The organism is Cernens ardua, from assembly GCF_051251085.1.
In the GTDB taxonomy this organism is placed as follows: Bacteria; Pseudomonadota; Gammaproteobacteria; order Pseudomonadales; family Halomonadaceae; genus Cernens; species Cernens ardua.
Map to the genome: position 1 here is coordinate 19,581 of NZ_JBPCZH010000008.1, position 15,908 is coordinate 35,488.

13 protein-coding genes and 2 tRNA genes are annotated in these 15,908 nt (G+C 51.0%); 1 reads left to right on the plus strand and 14 read right to left on the minus strand.

Going from position 1 to position 15,908, the window contains the following annotated elements:
- Window positions 1-61: 61 nt before the first annotated feature.
- From truB to rlmE, 13 genes are all read right to left on the minus strand, one after another.
- Window positions 62-1,003: a tRNA pseudouridine(55) synthase TruB gene (truB, locus tag LMG33818_RS12205; RefSeq protein ID WP_442323672.1), complete on the minus strand. Its 942-nt coding sequence runs from the start codon at window positions 1,001-1,003 to the stop codon at window positions 62-64.
- Window positions 1,003-1,419: a 30S ribosome-binding factor RbfA gene (gene rbfA, locus LMG33818_RS12210; protein WP_442323673.1), complete on the minus strand. Its 417-nt coding sequence runs from the start codon at window positions 1,417-1,419 to the stop codon at window positions 1,003-1,005. Before rbfA ends, truB begins: the two co-directional genes overlap by 1 nt.
- Window positions 1,420-1,509: 90 nt before the next feature.
- The gene (gene infB, locus LMG33818_RS12215; RefSeq protein ID WP_442323674.1) at window positions 1,510-4,038 is read right to left on the minus strand and encodes a translation initiation factor IF-2; all 2,529 of its coding nucleotides are present in this window, start codon (window positions 4,036-4,038) and stop codon (window positions 1,510-1,512) included.
- Between the two features lie 76 nt (window positions 4,039-4,114).
- A complete protein-coding gene (gene nusA, locus LMG33818_RS12220) occupies window positions 4,115-5,611 on the minus strand; it encodes a transcription termination factor NusA (protein WP_442323675.1) in 1,497 nt (498 codons plus the stop codon).
- 104 nt (window positions 5,612-5,715) lie between these two features.
- Window positions 5,716-6,177, minus strand: a complete 462-nt coding sequence (rimP, locus tag LMG33818_RS12225; protein WP_442323752.1) for a ribosome maturation factor RimP — start codon at window positions 6,175-6,177, stop codon at window positions 5,716-5,718.
- A gap of 362 nt (window positions 6,178-6,539) precedes the next feature.
- Window positions 6,540-6,616: transfer RNA gene (locus LMG33818_RS12230), tRNA-Met, on the minus strand.
- A 227-nt stretch (window positions 6,617-6,843) separates the two neighbouring features.
- Window positions 6,844-6,930: transfer RNA gene (locus LMG33818_RS12235), tRNA-Leu, on the minus strand.
- 279 nt (window positions 6,931-7,209) lie between these two features.
- On the minus strand, window positions 7,210-7,695 hold the full coding sequence (gene secG, locus LMG33818_RS12240; protein ID WP_442323676.1) for a preprotein translocase subunit SecG: 486 nt from the start codon (window positions 7,693-7,695) through the stop codon (window positions 7,210-7,212).
- 4 nt (window positions 7,696-7,699) lie between these two features.
- Entirely contained in the window at window positions 7,700-8,449 is a 750-nt protein-coding gene (gene tpiA, locus LMG33818_RS12245) for a triose-phosphate isomerase (RefSeq protein ID WP_442323677.1), read from the minus strand.
- A 99-nt stretch (window positions 8,450-8,548) separates the two neighbouring features.
- Window positions 8,549-9,934 carry a phosphoglucosamine mutase gene (gene glmM, locus LMG33818_RS12250; RefSeq protein ID WP_442323678.1) on the minus strand — a complete coding sequence of 462 codons (1,386 nt, stop codon included), beginning with the start codon at window positions 9,932-9,934 and terminating at the stop codon, window positions 8,549-8,551.
- A gap of 16 nt (window positions 9,935-9,950) precedes the next feature.
- The gene (gene folP, locus LMG33818_RS12255) at window positions 9,951-10,841 is read right to left on the minus strand and encodes a dihydropteroate synthase (protein ID WP_442323679.1); all 891 of its coding nucleotides are present in this window, start codon (window positions 10,839-10,841) and stop codon (window positions 9,951-9,953) included.
- Between the two features lie 204 nt (window positions 10,842-11,045).
- The gene (gene ftsH, locus LMG33818_RS12260) at window positions 11,046-13,028 is read right to left on the minus strand and encodes an ATP-dependent zinc metalloprotease FtsH (protein ID WP_442323680.1); all 1,983 of its coding nucleotides are present in this window, start codon (window positions 13,026-13,028) and stop codon (window positions 11,046-11,048) included.
- Window positions 13,029-13,492: 464 nt separating this feature from the next.
- Window positions 13,493-14,170 carry a 23S rRNA (uridine(2552)-2'-O)-methyltransferase RlmE gene (gene rlmE / locus LMG33818_RS12265; protein ID WP_442323753.1) on the minus strand — a complete coding sequence of 226 codons (678 nt, stop codon included), beginning with the start codon at window positions 14,168-14,170 and terminating at the stop codon, window positions 13,493-13,495.
- 222 nt (window positions 14,171-14,392) lie between these two features.
- Here rlmE and LMG33818_RS12270 point away from each other — a divergent pair, with 222 nt between their 5' ends.
- Window positions 14,393-14,704 carry a YhbY family RNA-binding protein gene (locus LMG33818_RS12270; protein ID WP_442323681.1) on the plus strand — a complete coding sequence of 104 codons (312 nt, stop codon included), beginning with the start codon at window positions 14,393-14,395 and terminating at the stop codon, window positions 14,702-14,704.
- A 385-nt stretch (window positions 14,705-15,089) separates the two neighbouring features.
- On the opposite strand, the gene LMG33818_RS12275 is transcribed toward LMG33818_RS12270, so the two are convergent.
- On the minus strand, window positions 15,090-15,908 hold the full coding sequence (locus LMG33818_RS12275) for a sulfite exporter TauE/SafE family protein (protein WP_442323682.1): 819 nt from the start codon (window positions 15,906-15,908) through the stop codon (window positions 15,090-15,092).

Sequence of the window (15,908 nt, forward strand, 5' to 3'; positions counted from 1 at the left end):
CTTTGAAAAAAGCAATGCATTCAAAGACCACGCATATTTGCAGTCTTCTCTAAAATAGCGCCTAGGCAGATACCTGAGGTGCGCTACGTATCAGACGCTTCGGGGCAAGTAGCCCTTCTTCCGTCAACGTGACAAGCCCTAAAAGGTGATTATCACTGTAGACCCGCAAGGGATCCATCTGAGTGGCTGATGCCTCCATTTGGACGCGATCATCCACCGGTATTCTTTGCCCAAGGGCCAATTTTGCCGCGAGCTCTGCGGTGATATCGACACGGGACAAATGCTGAATCAGAGAATCCATCGGCAACAGGCGTGCATCACGCTCATCACCCAGGGTTTCAAGCTGTTCGAGGGAATACATTCCCTCTGCATCAAAAGGCCCAGTGTTCAATCGACGCAGGGCAGTCAAATGCGCACCGCATCCGAGGACTTCGCCGATATCCATACCAAGTGTACGTATGTATGTACCCTTGCTACAGGTCACATCAAGATCGAACCAGCCAGCATCCGCATTCCATTCGACAAGGTGCATATGATATAGGTTTATGCGCCTCGGTGCACGCTTAATCTCTATTCCCTGACGTGCCAGCTCATATAATGGCGTGCCATTATGCTTGAGCGCCGAATACATGGGCGGTGTTTGCTCTATTTCACCCTGAAATTGCGCAATGGCTGCCAGAACATGTGCCTCGGTGATATCTGTGAAGGATCGCGTCTGCAGCACCTGCCCTTCTGCATCCCCTGTATCTGTCGTGGTACCCAACTGCACACGGGCAACGTAGCGTTTGTCAGCTTCCAGGGCATAGGAAGAGAACTTGGTCGCTTCACCAAAACAAACCGGCAAGAGACCCGTTGCCATGGGATCAAGAGTCCCTGTATGCCCAGCCTTCGATGCCTGAAATAGCCAGCGGGCTCGGGAAAGCGCCTGATTCGAGCTCAACCCCTTGGGTTTGTCGAGCAGCAATACACCATCCAGATCACGGCCGCGTCTACGTCGAGCCATTATTCACCCTTGGACCCTGAATCAGACGCATCTGTTGAACCGTCTGCTTCATGATGTTGCTGATCACTTTCTACTGCGCGATCAATCAGCTGCGACAGTTTATTACCACGCGCAACACTTTCATCGTAGTGAAAGCGCAGTTCGGGCACATGGCGCAGCTTCATCCGGCGAGCCACCTGTGTACGCAGGAAGCCAGACGCATGCTTAAGAATTCTGCTGTTTTCCTTGACGCGTTCGGGGTCATTTTCCCCCAGCAGCGTAAAATATATGTCGGCATAACCGAGATCACGGCTTACCTTGGCATCATTGATTGTAATCATGCCAAGACGTGGATCCTTGACGTCACGCTGAACCAGCACCGCCAACTCCTGTTTGAGCTGCTCGGCTACACGATCAGTACGACTGAATTCTCTCATTCGGACTCCTTATCATTTTTCCAGGGCCCAGAAACACAAACAACCAAGCAGGGTACACTACCCTGCCTGGTCGCATGGAACGTTAACACCTTACAGTGTGCGTTCGACTTCTACCTGATCGAAGACCTCGATCTTGTCACCCACCTGAACGTCATTGTAGTTACGTACACCGATACCACACTCCATACCGTTACGTACTTCGTTAACGTCATCCTTGAAGCGACGCAGAGATTCCAGTTCACCTTCATAGATCACCACGTTGTCGCGCAGGACACGGATTTTCTTGTTACGGTAAACGGTGCCTTCAACCACCATACAGCCGGCAATAGCGCCGATTTTTGGTGCACGGAAGACATCACGAACCTCAGCAACACCGACGATCTGCTCTTTCCATTCCGGAGCGAGCTTACCGCTCATTGCCTGTTTCACTTCATCGATCAGCTGGTAGATAACGCTGTAGTAGCGCAGATCGATACCTTCGCGGTCAATGATTTCACGGGCACTGGCATCAGCACGAACGTTAAAGCCGATGATAATGGCATCACTGGCGACTGCCAGGTTTGCATCGGTACCGGTGATTCCACCCACACCCGAGGACACGACAGCGACCTTGACTTCATCATTGGAAAGTTCTTCCAGTGCTGAGCGGATGGCTTCCAGTGAACCCTGTACATCTGCCTTGAGGACGATATTAACCACTGCGGTTTCATCCTGCCCCATCTGGCTGAACATGTTCTCGAGCTTGGCTTTCTGCTGGCGTGCCAGACGTACATCGCGATATTTGCCCTGACGGAAGTTGGCGACTTCACGTGCCTTTTTCTCATCAGCGACCACGTTGAACTCTTCACCCGCATCCGGCGTACCATCAAGGCCAAGAATCTCTACCGGCATGGAAGGGCCAGCAGAATCAACCTGTTTACCCAGCTCGTTCACCAGTGCACGGACACGGCCGTAACGCAAGCCAGCCAGTACGATATCACCCTTGTTAAGCGTACCGTTCTGTACCAGCACGGTTGCAACCGGGCCACGACCGCGGTCAAGGCGGGATTCGATGACCACACCTTTCGCTGGCGCTTCAGGCACAGCCTTGAGTTCCAGTACTTCTGAAACAAGCAGGACACCTTCGATCAGATCATCAACGCCCTGACCAGACTTGGCCGAAACTTCGATGAACTGGGTATCGCCACCCCAGTCTTCGGAAATAACACCATACTGAGACAGCTCGTTACGAACGCGTTCTGGATCGGCACCGGGCTTGTCGATCTTGTTGATCGCCACCACCAATGGCACTTCAGCAGCACGAGCGTGCTCGATCGCTTCGATCGTTTGAGGCATCACACCGTCATCAGCTGCGACCACAAGGATAACGACGTCTGTCGCCTTGGCACCACGCGCACGCATGGCGGTAAAGGCGGCGTGTCCGGGGGTATCCAGGAAGGTCACATGGCCATCACCCTGCTGCACGTGATAGGCACCGATGTGCTGGGTAATACCACCCGCTTCACCCGTGGCCACTTTAGTGCGACGAATGTAGTCAAGCAAAGAGGTTTTACCGTGGTCAACGTGCCCCATCACCGTCACTACCGGTGCACGGGTCACTTCCTCACCTTCATAGGAAATACCTTCGAGCACTTCTGTCTCGACAGCATTGTCCTTGATCAGCTTCGGCGTATGGCCCATCTCTTCCACAACAATGACCGCAGTATCCTGATCAATGGTCTGGTTGATGGTCACGGCTGCGCCCATGGTAAACATGGTCTTGATGACTTCAGCTGCCTTGACAGACATGCGGTCAGCCAGGTCCGCCACACTAATCGATTCGGGAATATTGACTTCACGAACGATCGTTTGGGTAGGACGTTGGAAACCATGCTGATTGTTCTGATTATCGCGGCTACGACGGCCACCGCGACGCTCGGAACGCTTGGCTTTCTTACCCGGGCTGCCACGACGCTCATTGCGCTGTTCACGACGATCTTCTTCATCATCATGGCGGCTGTTACCCTTGCGGCCACGAGCTGATTGATCACGGCTACGACGATTGTCATTGCGGGGCTCTTTGAGCGGCGCATTGGCAACGGGATCAGCCTCCGTGCTTTCTTCTTCCTGAGCTTCATTAGAGGTAGAAGATGCTTCGTCAGCAGGTTGCGCCTGCTTGCTGGCATTGCCCGCATTTGCAGGTTGTGCTTCAGCCACCTCTGCTTCGGCAACGACTGCCGCCTTGTTGCTTACCGCAGCAGCTTCTTCCGCTTTCTGCTGCTGAGAAGGCACTTCAGCGGTTTCCGCAGCAGGTGCATTTGCTACATCTTCTTCCTGTTCCTGCTCCGGTTCAGGACGCACGTAGGTACGTTTTTTACGCACTTGTACCTCGATCGTTTTGTTGCGATCGCCGGTACGAATCTTGCTTTTTGTCTTGCGGGTCAGCGTAATGCGGTTACGAGCCGCTGCCGGCCCCCCACTTTGAGCCTGTAGATGGTCCAGCAAACGGCGTTTGTCTTCATCAGACACGACGTCGTTTTCTGCTTTCTGAGGCAAACCCGCCTCGCCCATCTGTTCAAGAAGGCGTTCAACACTACGCCCTACTTTACTCGCAAAATCTTTAACTGTTGTTTCTGCCATTTTGACCCTCCTGAACCCGTTTCCCTTGCGTCAAGCGAATTGGCAAGCCGCCGTTGAGCAGCCTTGCGAATCGCTATCAGTCATCATTTTCAAACCAAGGTGCACGGGCGGTCATGATCAATGCTGCGGCGCGTTCTTCGTCCACGCCGTCAATATCCTTAAGATCATCGACTGATTGCTCAGCCAAGTCTTCCATTGTACGTATACCGCGTGAAGCCAAAGCGACAGCCGTATCGTTATCCATGCCATCCATCGATAACAGATCCTCGGCGGGCGCTCCCCCTTCAGCTGAGGCTTCTTCACTTGCAATGGCAAGGTTCAGCAACTCATCCTTGGCACGTGCACGAAGCTCTTCGACGAGATCTTCGTCCAAGGCTTCAATTTCGAGCATTTCATCCAGCGGTACGTAGGCAATCTCTTCCAAAGAGGTAAAGCCCTCTTCTACCAGCAGACTTGCCAGTTCTTCATCAATTTCGAGATGATTGATGAAGTACTCGATGAAACTATCGACTTCCTGATCACGCTTACCTTGTGCTTCTTCTTCGGTCATCACGTTCAGCGTCCAGCCTGTCAGCTCGGAAGCCAAACGTACGTTCTGGCCGCTACGACCAATAGCTTGTGCCAGATTGTCTTCTGCAACAGCCACATCCATGGAATGGGTTTCTTCATCCACGAGGATAGAAGCGACTTCCGCAGGCGCCATCGCATTGATGACCAGCTGAGCGGGGTTATCGTCCCACAGGATGATATCCACGCGCTCATTGCCCAACTCATTGGAGACTGCCTGTACGCGTGAACCCCGCATACCAACGCAGGCACCTACCGGATCAATACGGCGATCGCTGGTTTTTACTGCAATCTTTGCACGTGAACCCGGATCGCGTGCCGCGCCCTTGATTTCAATTAACTGTTCGGCAATCTCAGGTACTTCAATGCGGAACAGCTCAACCAAAAAGGCCGGGCGAACACGTGACAGAATCAGCTGAGAACCCTTGGCTTCGGGGTCCACTTTCCACAATAATGCACGAACACGCTCGTTCAAACGATAACGCTCTCCGGGGATCAGCTCGCCGCGAGGCAGAAAACCTTCCGCATTTTCGCCCAGATCAATGATCAGGCCATCACGAGTGGTTTTCTTGACACCACCGGAGATAATTTCACCTTCACGCTCGCTATATTGACGAACAATTTCGGCGCGTTCGGCTTCACGTACCTTTTGAACGATGACCTGTTTGGCTGTTTGTGCCGCGATACGACCGAAGCTCTCGGATTCGATCTGCTCTTCATACACGTCGTGCAAGGCCAACGGTGGCTCACGTTCCTCAGCCGCTGACTCTGGAATTTGACGTACCGAAGTGGTGTAGTCCTCATCAGGAACTACAGTCCAGCGACGAAAAGTTTCGTAATCTCCGCTCACGCGATCAATGGTTACCCGAATGTCAACATCCTGACCATCAAACCGTTTACGTGTAGCACTCGCTAAAGCCGCTTCCACTGCCTCGAAAATAACACTACGAGGAACACCTTTTTCATTCGAAATTGCGTCAACGACCAGCAAAATCTCTTTGCTCATGTCTTTGCCTCGCCAGAAAAATCATTGGGTGTTGCTATCATACTGCGATAAGAACATGCCTGTGCATGCGCCTACCACGCTATTTTTCAGCTGCTTTTTGTCAGCTATTTCTCAAACGTGGGCACAACCTGCGCGCGCTCAACCGATTCAATGGGAAAAGCAAATTCCTCATTATCGACACGAAGAATGACCTCATCATCTTCTACGCCAGTCAATGCCCCCTGAAACTTGCGACGCCCTTCGAATGGCTCACGAAGTCGGACACTCACCAAGTGGCCGACATAACGCTCAAACTGTTCCAAGGTATACAGAGGGCGATCCATCCCTGGAGAAGAAACTTCCAGGTTATAGTGCCCACTGATGGGATCTTCAACATCCAGCAATGCGCTGATCTGACGGCTGACGGTTGCGCAATCATCCACATTCACGCCATTTTCACCATCAATGAAAACTGTCAAGCGGGAATGCTTGCCCTGAGCCAGATAATCAACACCCCACAATTCAAATCCCAGCGATTCAACCGTTGGCTGGATCAGTGACTGTATCGCCTGTTCTTTTGTCGCCATAAACGTAGCCCCTTTAACAAACGGGTCATTGAACACTGCAAGCCGCCAGGCGCTAACAGCACACATGCAATCATGGCCTGAACCACGCCCCAACGATGAACACATCAGGTTCTTGATTGTTCGGACGCTTGATTGCTTGCCATCATGCTAAAAAACTTTTTTGAGGCTGAACAGAAGACCAGAGACACCAGCACCGCGCGGTTATCGCAGGCACCCTGACATCACTGAACTCGTAAAAGGAAGCCGACTGACAGCTCAAGACTCGACAAGCTGCCACCGCACAAGGGACTGGCGGACACAAGACCCACTGACCGCCTAACAAAAAACCCCTTCGTGCATGAAGGGGTTTTTCGAAAAAAACTTGGTAGCGGGGGCCGGATTTGAACCAACGACCTTCGGGTTATGAGCCCGACGAGCTACCAGACTGCTCCACCCCGCACCACATCGAAACTTCACTCTCTACCATGCACAATAGATGTACAATCACGTCCTGACAATGTACTCAACCATGCACCGTAACTGTAATGAATAGACCACAACACAATGGCAACTCATCTACATTGTATCAGGTGTTTCGAGACCCGATACCGACATTACCAGGATGACAACTGAAAAAGTCATGATTGCTTTTAACAACATAGCAACACTAACAGAAAAACATTCAGTTGGTGCCGAAGGCGGGACTTGAACCCGCACGCCCTTACGAGCACTACCCCCTCAAGATAGCGTGTCTACCAATTCCACCACTTCGGCTTAGGGTGCGAACTATACAGAATTGATGACTGGGTAACAAGGCATTTCGTAAAAATAATGCTCTTAAATCAATCAGTTCTCTTGAATCTATTCGTTTCATAACTCATGGATTCAAGCTGATCAAACCCAGCAACAGCCTGCCGCTGACTCGTTCACACTTACTATTTCCACACTTACCGTTCCCGCACCTACTATTCTTCAGACAAAAGCCACTTTCATTAATCCAGAACATCTGTTAACCAGAATATCTGACCATGTGAGGACAAGGAACCAAAGCGATTAATGCTGCGTGCTTCCATCTTTAGATGGCGCATTATTATCCACTTTTGATTGACCAGCGTCAAGTGACGGTGTTGCTGAAGTGGACTGGGCACCCTGAGCATGCGAGTCCGCCTCAGAAGGTGATTGCGTAGACTGAGATGTCTGCCCTTCACTCGCAGAAGAGGTTCCAGAGGCATCCTGTTGCTGTTGCTGTTGCTGTTGCTGTTGCTGAATCATGCTCGCACTGGGTAAACCACTGGTTGCGTTGGACGACATATGGTTCGCCCACCATCCCAATCCCAGCGATGTGATGAAAAACAGCGCAGCCAATCCCCCTGTCAGTTTGGCAAGAAAACTACTGCTACCACGGGAGCCGAACACAGTTTGTGATGCTCCACCACCGAAAGCAGCTCCTGCCTCGGCACCTTTACCCTGCTGTAGCAGTACAAGAACCACGAGCGCAATCGCCAGTAAAACATGTACCGTCAAAATTAGAAATTGCATGAATTCAACCTGCTTCTTTACAAATTTTCAAAAAGTCATCGACCTTGAGCGATGCTCCACCAATCAAACCGCCGTCAATATCCTGTTGTGCCAATAAGGCACCAGCATTATCGGCATTCATGCTACCACCATAGAGCAGTCGCATGCTTTCCCCAAGCTGCACATCGAACTCCCTCAAATAATTGCGGATCAACAACATGACTTCCTGCGCATCTTCGGGTGTTGATGTGCGCCCACTTCCTATAGCCCAAATAGGTTCATAGGCAATAACCAACTGTTTGCGCTGTTCGGCATCCAGTGAGGCGATGACAGCATCAATTTCCTGCAGAACGATCTTGCGAGTTGCCCCGGATTCTCGTTCTTCCTGAGTCTCACCCACACACAGAATGGGCTTCAGACCATTTTCAATCGCCGCAATGACGCGTTTTCTAACGTCCTCATTGCTTTCATGAAATAACGTACGACGTTCAGAATGGCCTACCAGAACGTAATCCACACCTACATCGCCAAGCATCGCACCACTGACTTCCCCGGTAAAGGCCCCATGGGGCTCGGGATTCAATGTTTGTGCGCCGACACTTACTCCCAGAGGAGCAACTTTCTCCTTCATATGTTGAATAAAAGGGAAAGGTGGCAAGACAACAACTTCGACATTCGCAGGCAATGTAGTTTGGCTAATACGTTTCTGAAATTCATCGACGAGTGCCGATGAACCATTCATTTTCCAATTACCTGCAATTAGTGGCATCCGCATGAACAGATCTCCCATCGGGTGGCAAATGGTACTCAAGGGTGCGGCGCAATACAAATTATGGTTATAAAAAAGTCATCAAAAACAGGAAATCGCCCATTTTTAGCTGATTACCTGCTGAATACTCTCAGCGATGCGTCCGGCCAACGCCTCAATATCAAAACGGGGATGGGCTTCGACCATGACGCGAATCAACGGTTCAGTACCGGAGGGACGCAACAGCACACGCCCATCCTTGCCGAGGATGGATTCAACCGCCGCCACTTCGTCGATCACCTTCTGTGACGAAATCACTCCATCCCGATCCGCATCAACAGGCAAACGGACATTAATCAAACGCTGCGGCGCCTTGTCATAATTGATCAACAACTGCTCAAGTGACCGACCAAAGCGTTTCATGATCGAGAGCACTTGTAGCGCAGCAATGATGCCGTCACCTGTTGTATGCGCGAATTTGCACACAATATGCCCCGAAGATTCACCGCCCAGCAACCATCCACGTTCACTCAACACTTCATTGACATAACGATCTCCAACCTGCGCCCGCTCAAACGGAATACCGGCCGCTTCGAATGCCTGAGCCAGACCAAGGTTGCTCATCAGGGTTCCGACGACACCGCCACCCAAAACTCCACGGCGGTGGCGATCAAAGGCAATCAGGTACAGGATTTCATCGCCATCCACCTCACGACCATTGCTGTCAATCAGAATCACACGGTCGCCATCACCGTCGAAAGCAATCCCGACATCGGCTCGTTCCTCAATCACTTTCGCACGAAGTGCAACAGTATGGGTCGAACCCACTTCCCGGTTGATATTGAGTCCGTTGGGGCTGATCCCGATGGTGGTCACCTCGGCACCCAGTTCACGAAATACACTGGGAGCGATGTGATATGTGGCACCATTGGCGCAATCAAGAACGACTTTCAGCCCTTCGAAGTCGGCACGCTCAGGTACCGTGGACTTGCAGAATTCAATATAACGTGCAGCCGCATCATCGATACGATTGGCACGTCCAAGCTCAGCAGCGCCTTTAGTGATAAAGGGCTGATCAAGCTCATGTTCAATTTCAAGTTCGATCTGGTCGTTCAGCTTTGTACCGGCACTGTTGAAGAATTTTATCCCATTATCGGCATACGGATTATGTGAAGCACTAATCACGATCCCCATATGCGCGCGGAATGTTTGGGTCATGTAGGCAATACCCGGGGTTGGCATGGGGCCAAGCAGAAATACATTCACACCCGCGGCAGACAAACCGGCTTCCAGCGCTGCTTCAAACATGTACCCGGAAATACGAGTATCCTTGCCGATCACTACGCGCGCATTATTGTGCTGTCGTGCCAGTACGCACCCGGCAGCCCAGCCCAATTTGAGAACAAAGTCAGCCGTAATGGGTGGTTGGCCAACAGTGCCACGAATCCCATCTGTGCCAAAATACTTCCGTGTTGTTTTTTTCGCCCCGGGGGGAAGATGAAAATCACTCATGCCCATATCGTTGCTCTCACGACTTGTCTGTACTCATGACTGCCCATGTGAGTGCCAAAGCATCAGCCGTTGCACCCACATCATGTGTTCTGATAATTCGTGCTCCACGCTCCACAGCCATGGTGGAAAGCGCCAGCCCGCCATAAAGCCGCCCACCTCGCGAGTCATTTACACTGCGCACAGCCCCCGCCTCATCTGCCAGCACCTGACCAATCATCCCTTTTCGGGAGGTACCAACAAGAATCGGCAAGCCGAGCGCCTGCAGCGAGGCCATTTCATTCATCAAGCGCAGATTATGGTCCAGATTCTTGCCAAACCCAAATCCGGGGTCAATGACCAGATGATCCCGTGAAATACCTGCGGCCAAACAGCGCTCGACATGTCTCTGTAGAAAAGCGTAAACCGCCACTTCAACAGGTTCATCATAATGCGGTGCCTGTTGCATCACTTGTGGTTCACCTTTCATATGCATAAGGCTGACCGACAACTTGCTTTCAACAGCAGCTTCAAGCGCGCCAGGGCGCGTCAAAGAACGCACATCATTAACCATAAAAGCCCCAAGGCGCGCACCTTCCCGGATAACAGCAGGAGAACTGGTATCCAATGACACAAGCGCCCCGTATTCCTTCACCAAACGTTCGATGACCGGGCAAACACGATCCAATTCTTCCTGTTCGGGTACGGGGGAAGCTCCGGGACGGGTAGATTCCCCACCCACATCAATAATGGAGGCTCCCTGTTGAAGCATGGATGCAGCCTGGGTCATGGCACTATCGAGAGACGAATACTTCCCACCGTCGGAAAACGAATCGGGCGTAACGTTGAGGATTCCCATCACATGCGGAGTGGAAAGATCGAGAGTGTGACCAGCCCCGTGAACACAGGGCTGGGGTAGATAGTCATTCATTCTGATATGTACTTATTGCTTCAACGAAAAGAAATATTTCGCCCGATTTGAATACAATTTAGAGGGTTGTGCGTCTAAATATCAAGGTACTTTGTATCGCCTTAATACAAAGTACAACGTGTTATATCAAACTGATGGACCGCGTCCTACTCTTGATACAAATACGACCGCCAAAGGCGGCCGTATCCATTGAAACGGAGAACATCAGGAAGAAGGGCCTTCCAACGGGTCTCCCGGGTGTGAACCGCTCGTCCCATCCGTTCCCTTGGGTTGGGTATCATCACCATGGGAAGCGGTATTTCCGGAATCACTCATATTGATGGTCGTACCACCACTACTTGAGCCGGGCCCGCTATCCCCTTTGGGTGGAGATGGAAAACGTCCTTCCATGATCTCCTTGATCTGATCGGTATCAATGGTTTCGTATTGAATCAACGCCTGCGCCATCAAATCGAGCTTGTCTCTGTTCTCATGAAGAATGCGCTTGGCAGTTTCGTAACATTCATCGATGATTTTTCGCACTTCCCGATCCAGTTTGGTGGAGGTTTCACCCGAACTGAATTTGGAGCCACCACCACCGGGACCACCAAGGAACTGATGCGATTCGTCTTCATCGTACATCAGTGGGCCCATTTCTGAAGAAAGCCCCCACTTGGCGACCATGCTATGCGCAATTTCGGTCGCACGCTTGATATCGTTGGAGGCCCCGGTCGTCACACCATTTGGCCCCAGCGTCATCTCTTCAGCGATACGGCCGCCAAAAAGCGAGCACAGCTGGCTGATCAACTGCTGACGGGAATAGCTATAGCGATCCTCATTCGGCAGGAACATGGTGACACCGAGAGCGCGTCCACGAGGAATAATAGTCACCTTGTAGACGGGATCATGATCCGGAACAATCAAACCAATGATCGCATGCCCCGCTTCGTGATACGCCGTGTTGCTCTTCTCTTTCTCGGACATGACCATGGAGCGGCGTTCTGCACCCATCATGATTTTATCCTTGGCCTCTTCGAGCTCTTTCATCCCAACCACACGAAGGTTACGACGTGCAGCAAACAGTGCCGCCTCGTTAACCACGTTGGCAAGCTCCGCACCAGAGAAACCGGGCGTACCACGAGCAATCAGCTCAGGACGTACATCATCGGCCAAAGGCACCTTGCGCAGGTGGACATTGAGAATCGCTGTACGGCCACGAATATCGGGCAACCCAACCGTCACCTGACGGTCAAAACGGCCCGGTCTAAGCAACGCAGGATCAAGTACATCAGGACGGTTGGTCGCAGCAATAACAATAGTACCGTCATTGGCTTCGAAACCATCCATTTCGACCAGCAACTGGTTAAGAGTCTGTTCACGCTCATCGTGACCGCCACCGCCCATACCGGAACCACGGGAACGACCAACGGCATCAATCTCGTCGATAAAGATAATGCAAGGGGCCTGTTTCTTGGCCTGTTCGAACATATCGCGGACACGTGAAGCACCCACACCAACAAACATTTCAACAAAATCAGAACCTGAAATGCTGAAGAAAGGCACATGCGCCTCACCGGCAATCGCTTTCGCCAGCAGCGTTTTACCTGTCCCCGGCGGCCCCACCATCAGCAGGCCACGCGGAATCTTGCCACCCAACCGCTGGAACTTGGCGGGATCCTTGAGGAAGTCTACAACTTCTTCCACTTCTTCCTTGGCTTCATCACAGCCGGCAACATCCTTGAACGTTGTCTTGACCTGATCCTGCGAAAGCAGCTTGGCTTTTGACTTGCCGAAGCTCATCGGGCCGCCCTTGCCACCAGCGCCTCCTTGCATCTGACGCATAAAGAAGAAGCAAATTGCCAACAACAGCAAAATCGGGAAGCAGGTAATCAACAATCGAACCCAGATGCTCTGTTCCTGAGGTGCGCGCCCTTCGATCACTACCTTGTGCTGAAGAAGCTCACCAATCAGATGAGGATCTTCAGCTGCAGGGCGTACACTCTGGAAGTTGGAACCATCTTCCCGTTCGCCGCGGATAACAAAACCGTCAATAGTGACACGGCTCACCTGATCGTTATCGACCTGTTGGACAAACTGGGAATACGGTATCGACTGCGGAGAGGAGTCGGTACTAAAATTATTGATAACCCCCAGCACCAGGGCGATGACGATAATCCAAAGTATTACGTGCTTGGCCATATGGTTCAAGGAACACCCTCGCTACGTTCAGGAGGTAGGTGGTCATTTACACCACCTACATTACGTTCTTAAGTGGCGAACACTGATTATTCATGTGTACCGCCATATCATCCACTTTACTCTAAAAATCCCGCCACATAAATTCACTTGCAATGAAAAGCAAGTACTGAATCACCATGAAGAACATGAATAACAGGATAGCTCATGATAATGAGCCATTTTTCCTAAGCCTGCCCCTGTTCCACACCGATGGCAACACTTATTTAAGAAAACAGGACCTTTATTAAGGCAGAGCAAAACTCAGCTCAGAGAAGAAGAAACCTGTTATCTATATGGGGGCGCCTTTACCCGTAAACAACCCGCCACAGACGATAATTGCAAAGCCCCCTCCAATTACCTGAAAGCGACACTTGAAAAGTCGCATCAACATTTGCCATTGGGGCTTAAGCCTCACTCTCTACTGCCCACGACTTTCATGCTCCCTTGAATCCCACCCCGAGCAGATACATTTCACGAGAACGTGCTCGCGAAGCTGAAGGTTTACGAGTGACGACCTTATTAAAGGACGACCGCATATCTTTCAGATACGCTTCATATCCTTCTCCCTGAAATACCTTGGCAAGAAAACAGCCATTTGGCTTGAGCACCTGGCGGGCCAAATCAAGGGCCAGTTCAACCAGATACATGGCACTAGGCTGATCAATGGCACTTTGCCCACTCATATTGGGAGCCATATCAGAAATCACCAGATCGACTTCAGACTCCCCCAAAGTGGCGAGTATTTCGTTGAGAACACTCTCTTCTGTAAAGTCACCCTGAACAAAATCTACACCGGGTAACGCTTCCATTTCCAAAATATCAGAGGCAACGATACGCCCCTGATCCCCTATTTTTTCAGCCACTACCTGGCTCCACCCCCCGGGCGCTGCCCCCAGGTCTATGACAGTCATCCCTTTTCGCAAGAGCTGGTCTTTCTCATCAATTTCGAGAAGTTTATAGCTGGCGCGTGAACGATAACCATCCGCCCAGGAACGCTTTACATACTGGTCGTCAAAATGCTCTCGCAACCAGCCTGCGCTAGAGCGACTTGATGAGTTTTTACGCTTGGACGATGAGCCATTGCCATCACGATGGGAGGGAGAGCGAGCCACGGCATTACCTACTTGTGGACGAGTGAATAGTGAGGAGAAACTGCTTACACAGACATCGGATACCCAAACCGTGAAGAGCGGCCTTGGGGATCCAGCTACGTGATCAGACATATTTTTTAACGATAGTATACTTCATCCGGAATAATACTATCGAAGCGTGCATGCCTGGGTTAAAATACCGAGTCTTTTTCAAGCAATTTTCATACAGGCGCATAAATTATCATGCCACTTACTTCAGCTCAAAAGAAAAGCTTTCGTTCAATTGGCCATCATCTGGACCCTGTCGTTCAAATTTCTGAAAACGGAATTACTGAGGGTGCGCTTAATGAACTGGATCGTGCCCTGAATGATCATGAGCTGGTCAAGATCAAGCTAATGAGCCCTGATCGCGATGAACGTCAGGAACAGTTGACTCAGATCTGCGAGAACAGCAAGGCTGAGCTGGTACAGAAAATCGGCAAGATGGCGCTTCTGTATCGCCGGAACCCGCAAACGAGTGACCGTCTCTCCAACGTACGCCGCTTCAGCGAGTAACCCGCAACCAATATCGCCAGGCCTTTTTCTTTCAGGCCTTTATTCTTTCTACGGTATGCCTTTTGAATATTGGAAACGTCAATGGTTGGGACGGGCCAGACAGGAAATACATCTCTCCTTCCTGAAAGATTGTATTCTTTACGCGTTATGCCGTACTAATGATATGGCGCATGGCGTATGCAATGGCTCAACATTGGAGCAAAATAAAATACCGCTGCCGCATGTATTCCTTCCTGATCAACGTTTGCAAAAATAACGTCTGTAAAAAGGCATAATTGCATACATGCCTGAATCCTGGTTGAAGATCCCATCCTCTCCAGATATCGATTCAAAGCGGGAGCCAAAATAGCCTCCCGTTTTTTTACTGCCTGCTAGCGAGTGACAATCAAAAGGCATGCCACACCAAATCCAGTCCTATAAGCAACAATAGAACCGCAAACAGGCCTTTCAGCCATAGTTGTGGTAGCCGATGGGAAATGAATACGCCAACGCGAGCAAAAGGCATGCTTGTGATGACAATACCAATAAAGGCGGGTAGATAAATATAGCCAAGACTATAGGCAGGCAAATGCGGTGTATGCAGGCCTAATAACATGGCAGAGAGCGCTCCGAAGATCGCTACTGGCAAACCACAAGCGGCGGAAGTCCCCACTGCGCCATGCATGGGCATCTTTTTCCATGAAAGGATGGGGACCGAAATAGCGCCACCCCCGACACCGAACAGGGAGGACAAAAATCCCACGATACCTCCTGCACCTCCCAACCATCCTTTAGAGGGCACTTCGAAGCGCTCCCCTTCATTCGTGTCGCTCACGCCTTTTTTATCTCTCAGCCCCCAGGCCAACCTGGCCGCCATCACCAGATCAAATATGCCAATCACCACCTGCAAACGTTGCCCGGGGATGAAATAACCCGCCAATTGCCCCAGAAAAGCACCCACTAAAATACCCACGGCCATATAACGCACCATGAGCCAATTAACAGCGCCTTTACGATGATGCCCCAACATTGAATTGATAGAGGTAAAAATAATGGTCGCCAATGAGGTGCCGACCGCCAGGTGTGCAATCACACTAGCGTCCATTCCTTGCACGCCAAACATGTAAATAAGCACAGGGACAATAATCAACCCGCCCCCGACGCCGAACAAACCTGCCAGCGTGCCTGCACAAGCCCCCACAATCAAATAAAGAAGAAAGGACAT

Excerpts from the sequence above, each read along its gene's own strand:
- secG (WP_442323676.1), bottom strand. The coding sequence starts at position 7,695 with ATGCAATTTCTAATTTTGACGGTACATGTTTTACTGGCGATTGCGCTC.
- folP (WP_442323679.1), bottom strand. The coding sequence starts at position 10,841 with ATGAATGACTATCTACCCCAGCCCTGTGTTCACGGGGCTGGTCACACT.
- rbfA (WP_442323673.1), bottom strand. The coding sequence starts at position 1,419 with ATGAGAGAATTCAGTCGTACTGATCGTGTAGCCGAGCAGCTCAAACAG.
- nusA (WP_442323675.1), bottom strand. The coding sequence starts at position 5,611 with ATGAGCAAAGAGATTTTGCTGGTCGTTGACGCAATTTCGAATGAAAAA.
- LMG33818_RS12275 (WP_442323682.1), bottom strand. The coding sequence starts at position 15,908 with ATGTCCTTTCTTCTTTATTTGATTGTGGGGGCTTGTGCAGGCACGCTG.
- rimP (WP_442323752.1), bottom strand. The coding sequence starts at position 6,177 with ATGGCGACAAAAGAACAGGCGATACAGTCACTGATCCAGCCAACGGTT.
- truB (WP_442323672.1), bottom strand. The coding sequence starts at position 1,003 with ATGGCTCGACGTAGACGCGGCCGTGATCTGGATGGTGTATTGCTGCTC.
- infB (WP_442323674.1), bottom strand. The coding sequence starts at position 4,038 with ATGGCAGAAACAACAGTTAAAGATTTTGCGAGTAAAGTAGGGCGTAGT.
- glmM (WP_442323678.1), bottom strand. The coding sequence starts at position 9,934 with ATGAGTGATTTTCATCTTCCCCCCGGGGCGAAAAAAACAACACGGAAG.
- tpiA (WP_442323677.1), bottom strand. The coding sequence starts at position 8,449 with ATGCGGATGCCACTAATTGCAGGTAATTGGAAAATGAATGGTTCATCG.
- LMG33818_RS12270 (WP_442323681.1), top strand. The coding sequence starts at position 14,393 with ATGCCACTTACTTCAGCTCAAAAGAAAAGCTTTCGTTCAATTGGCCAT.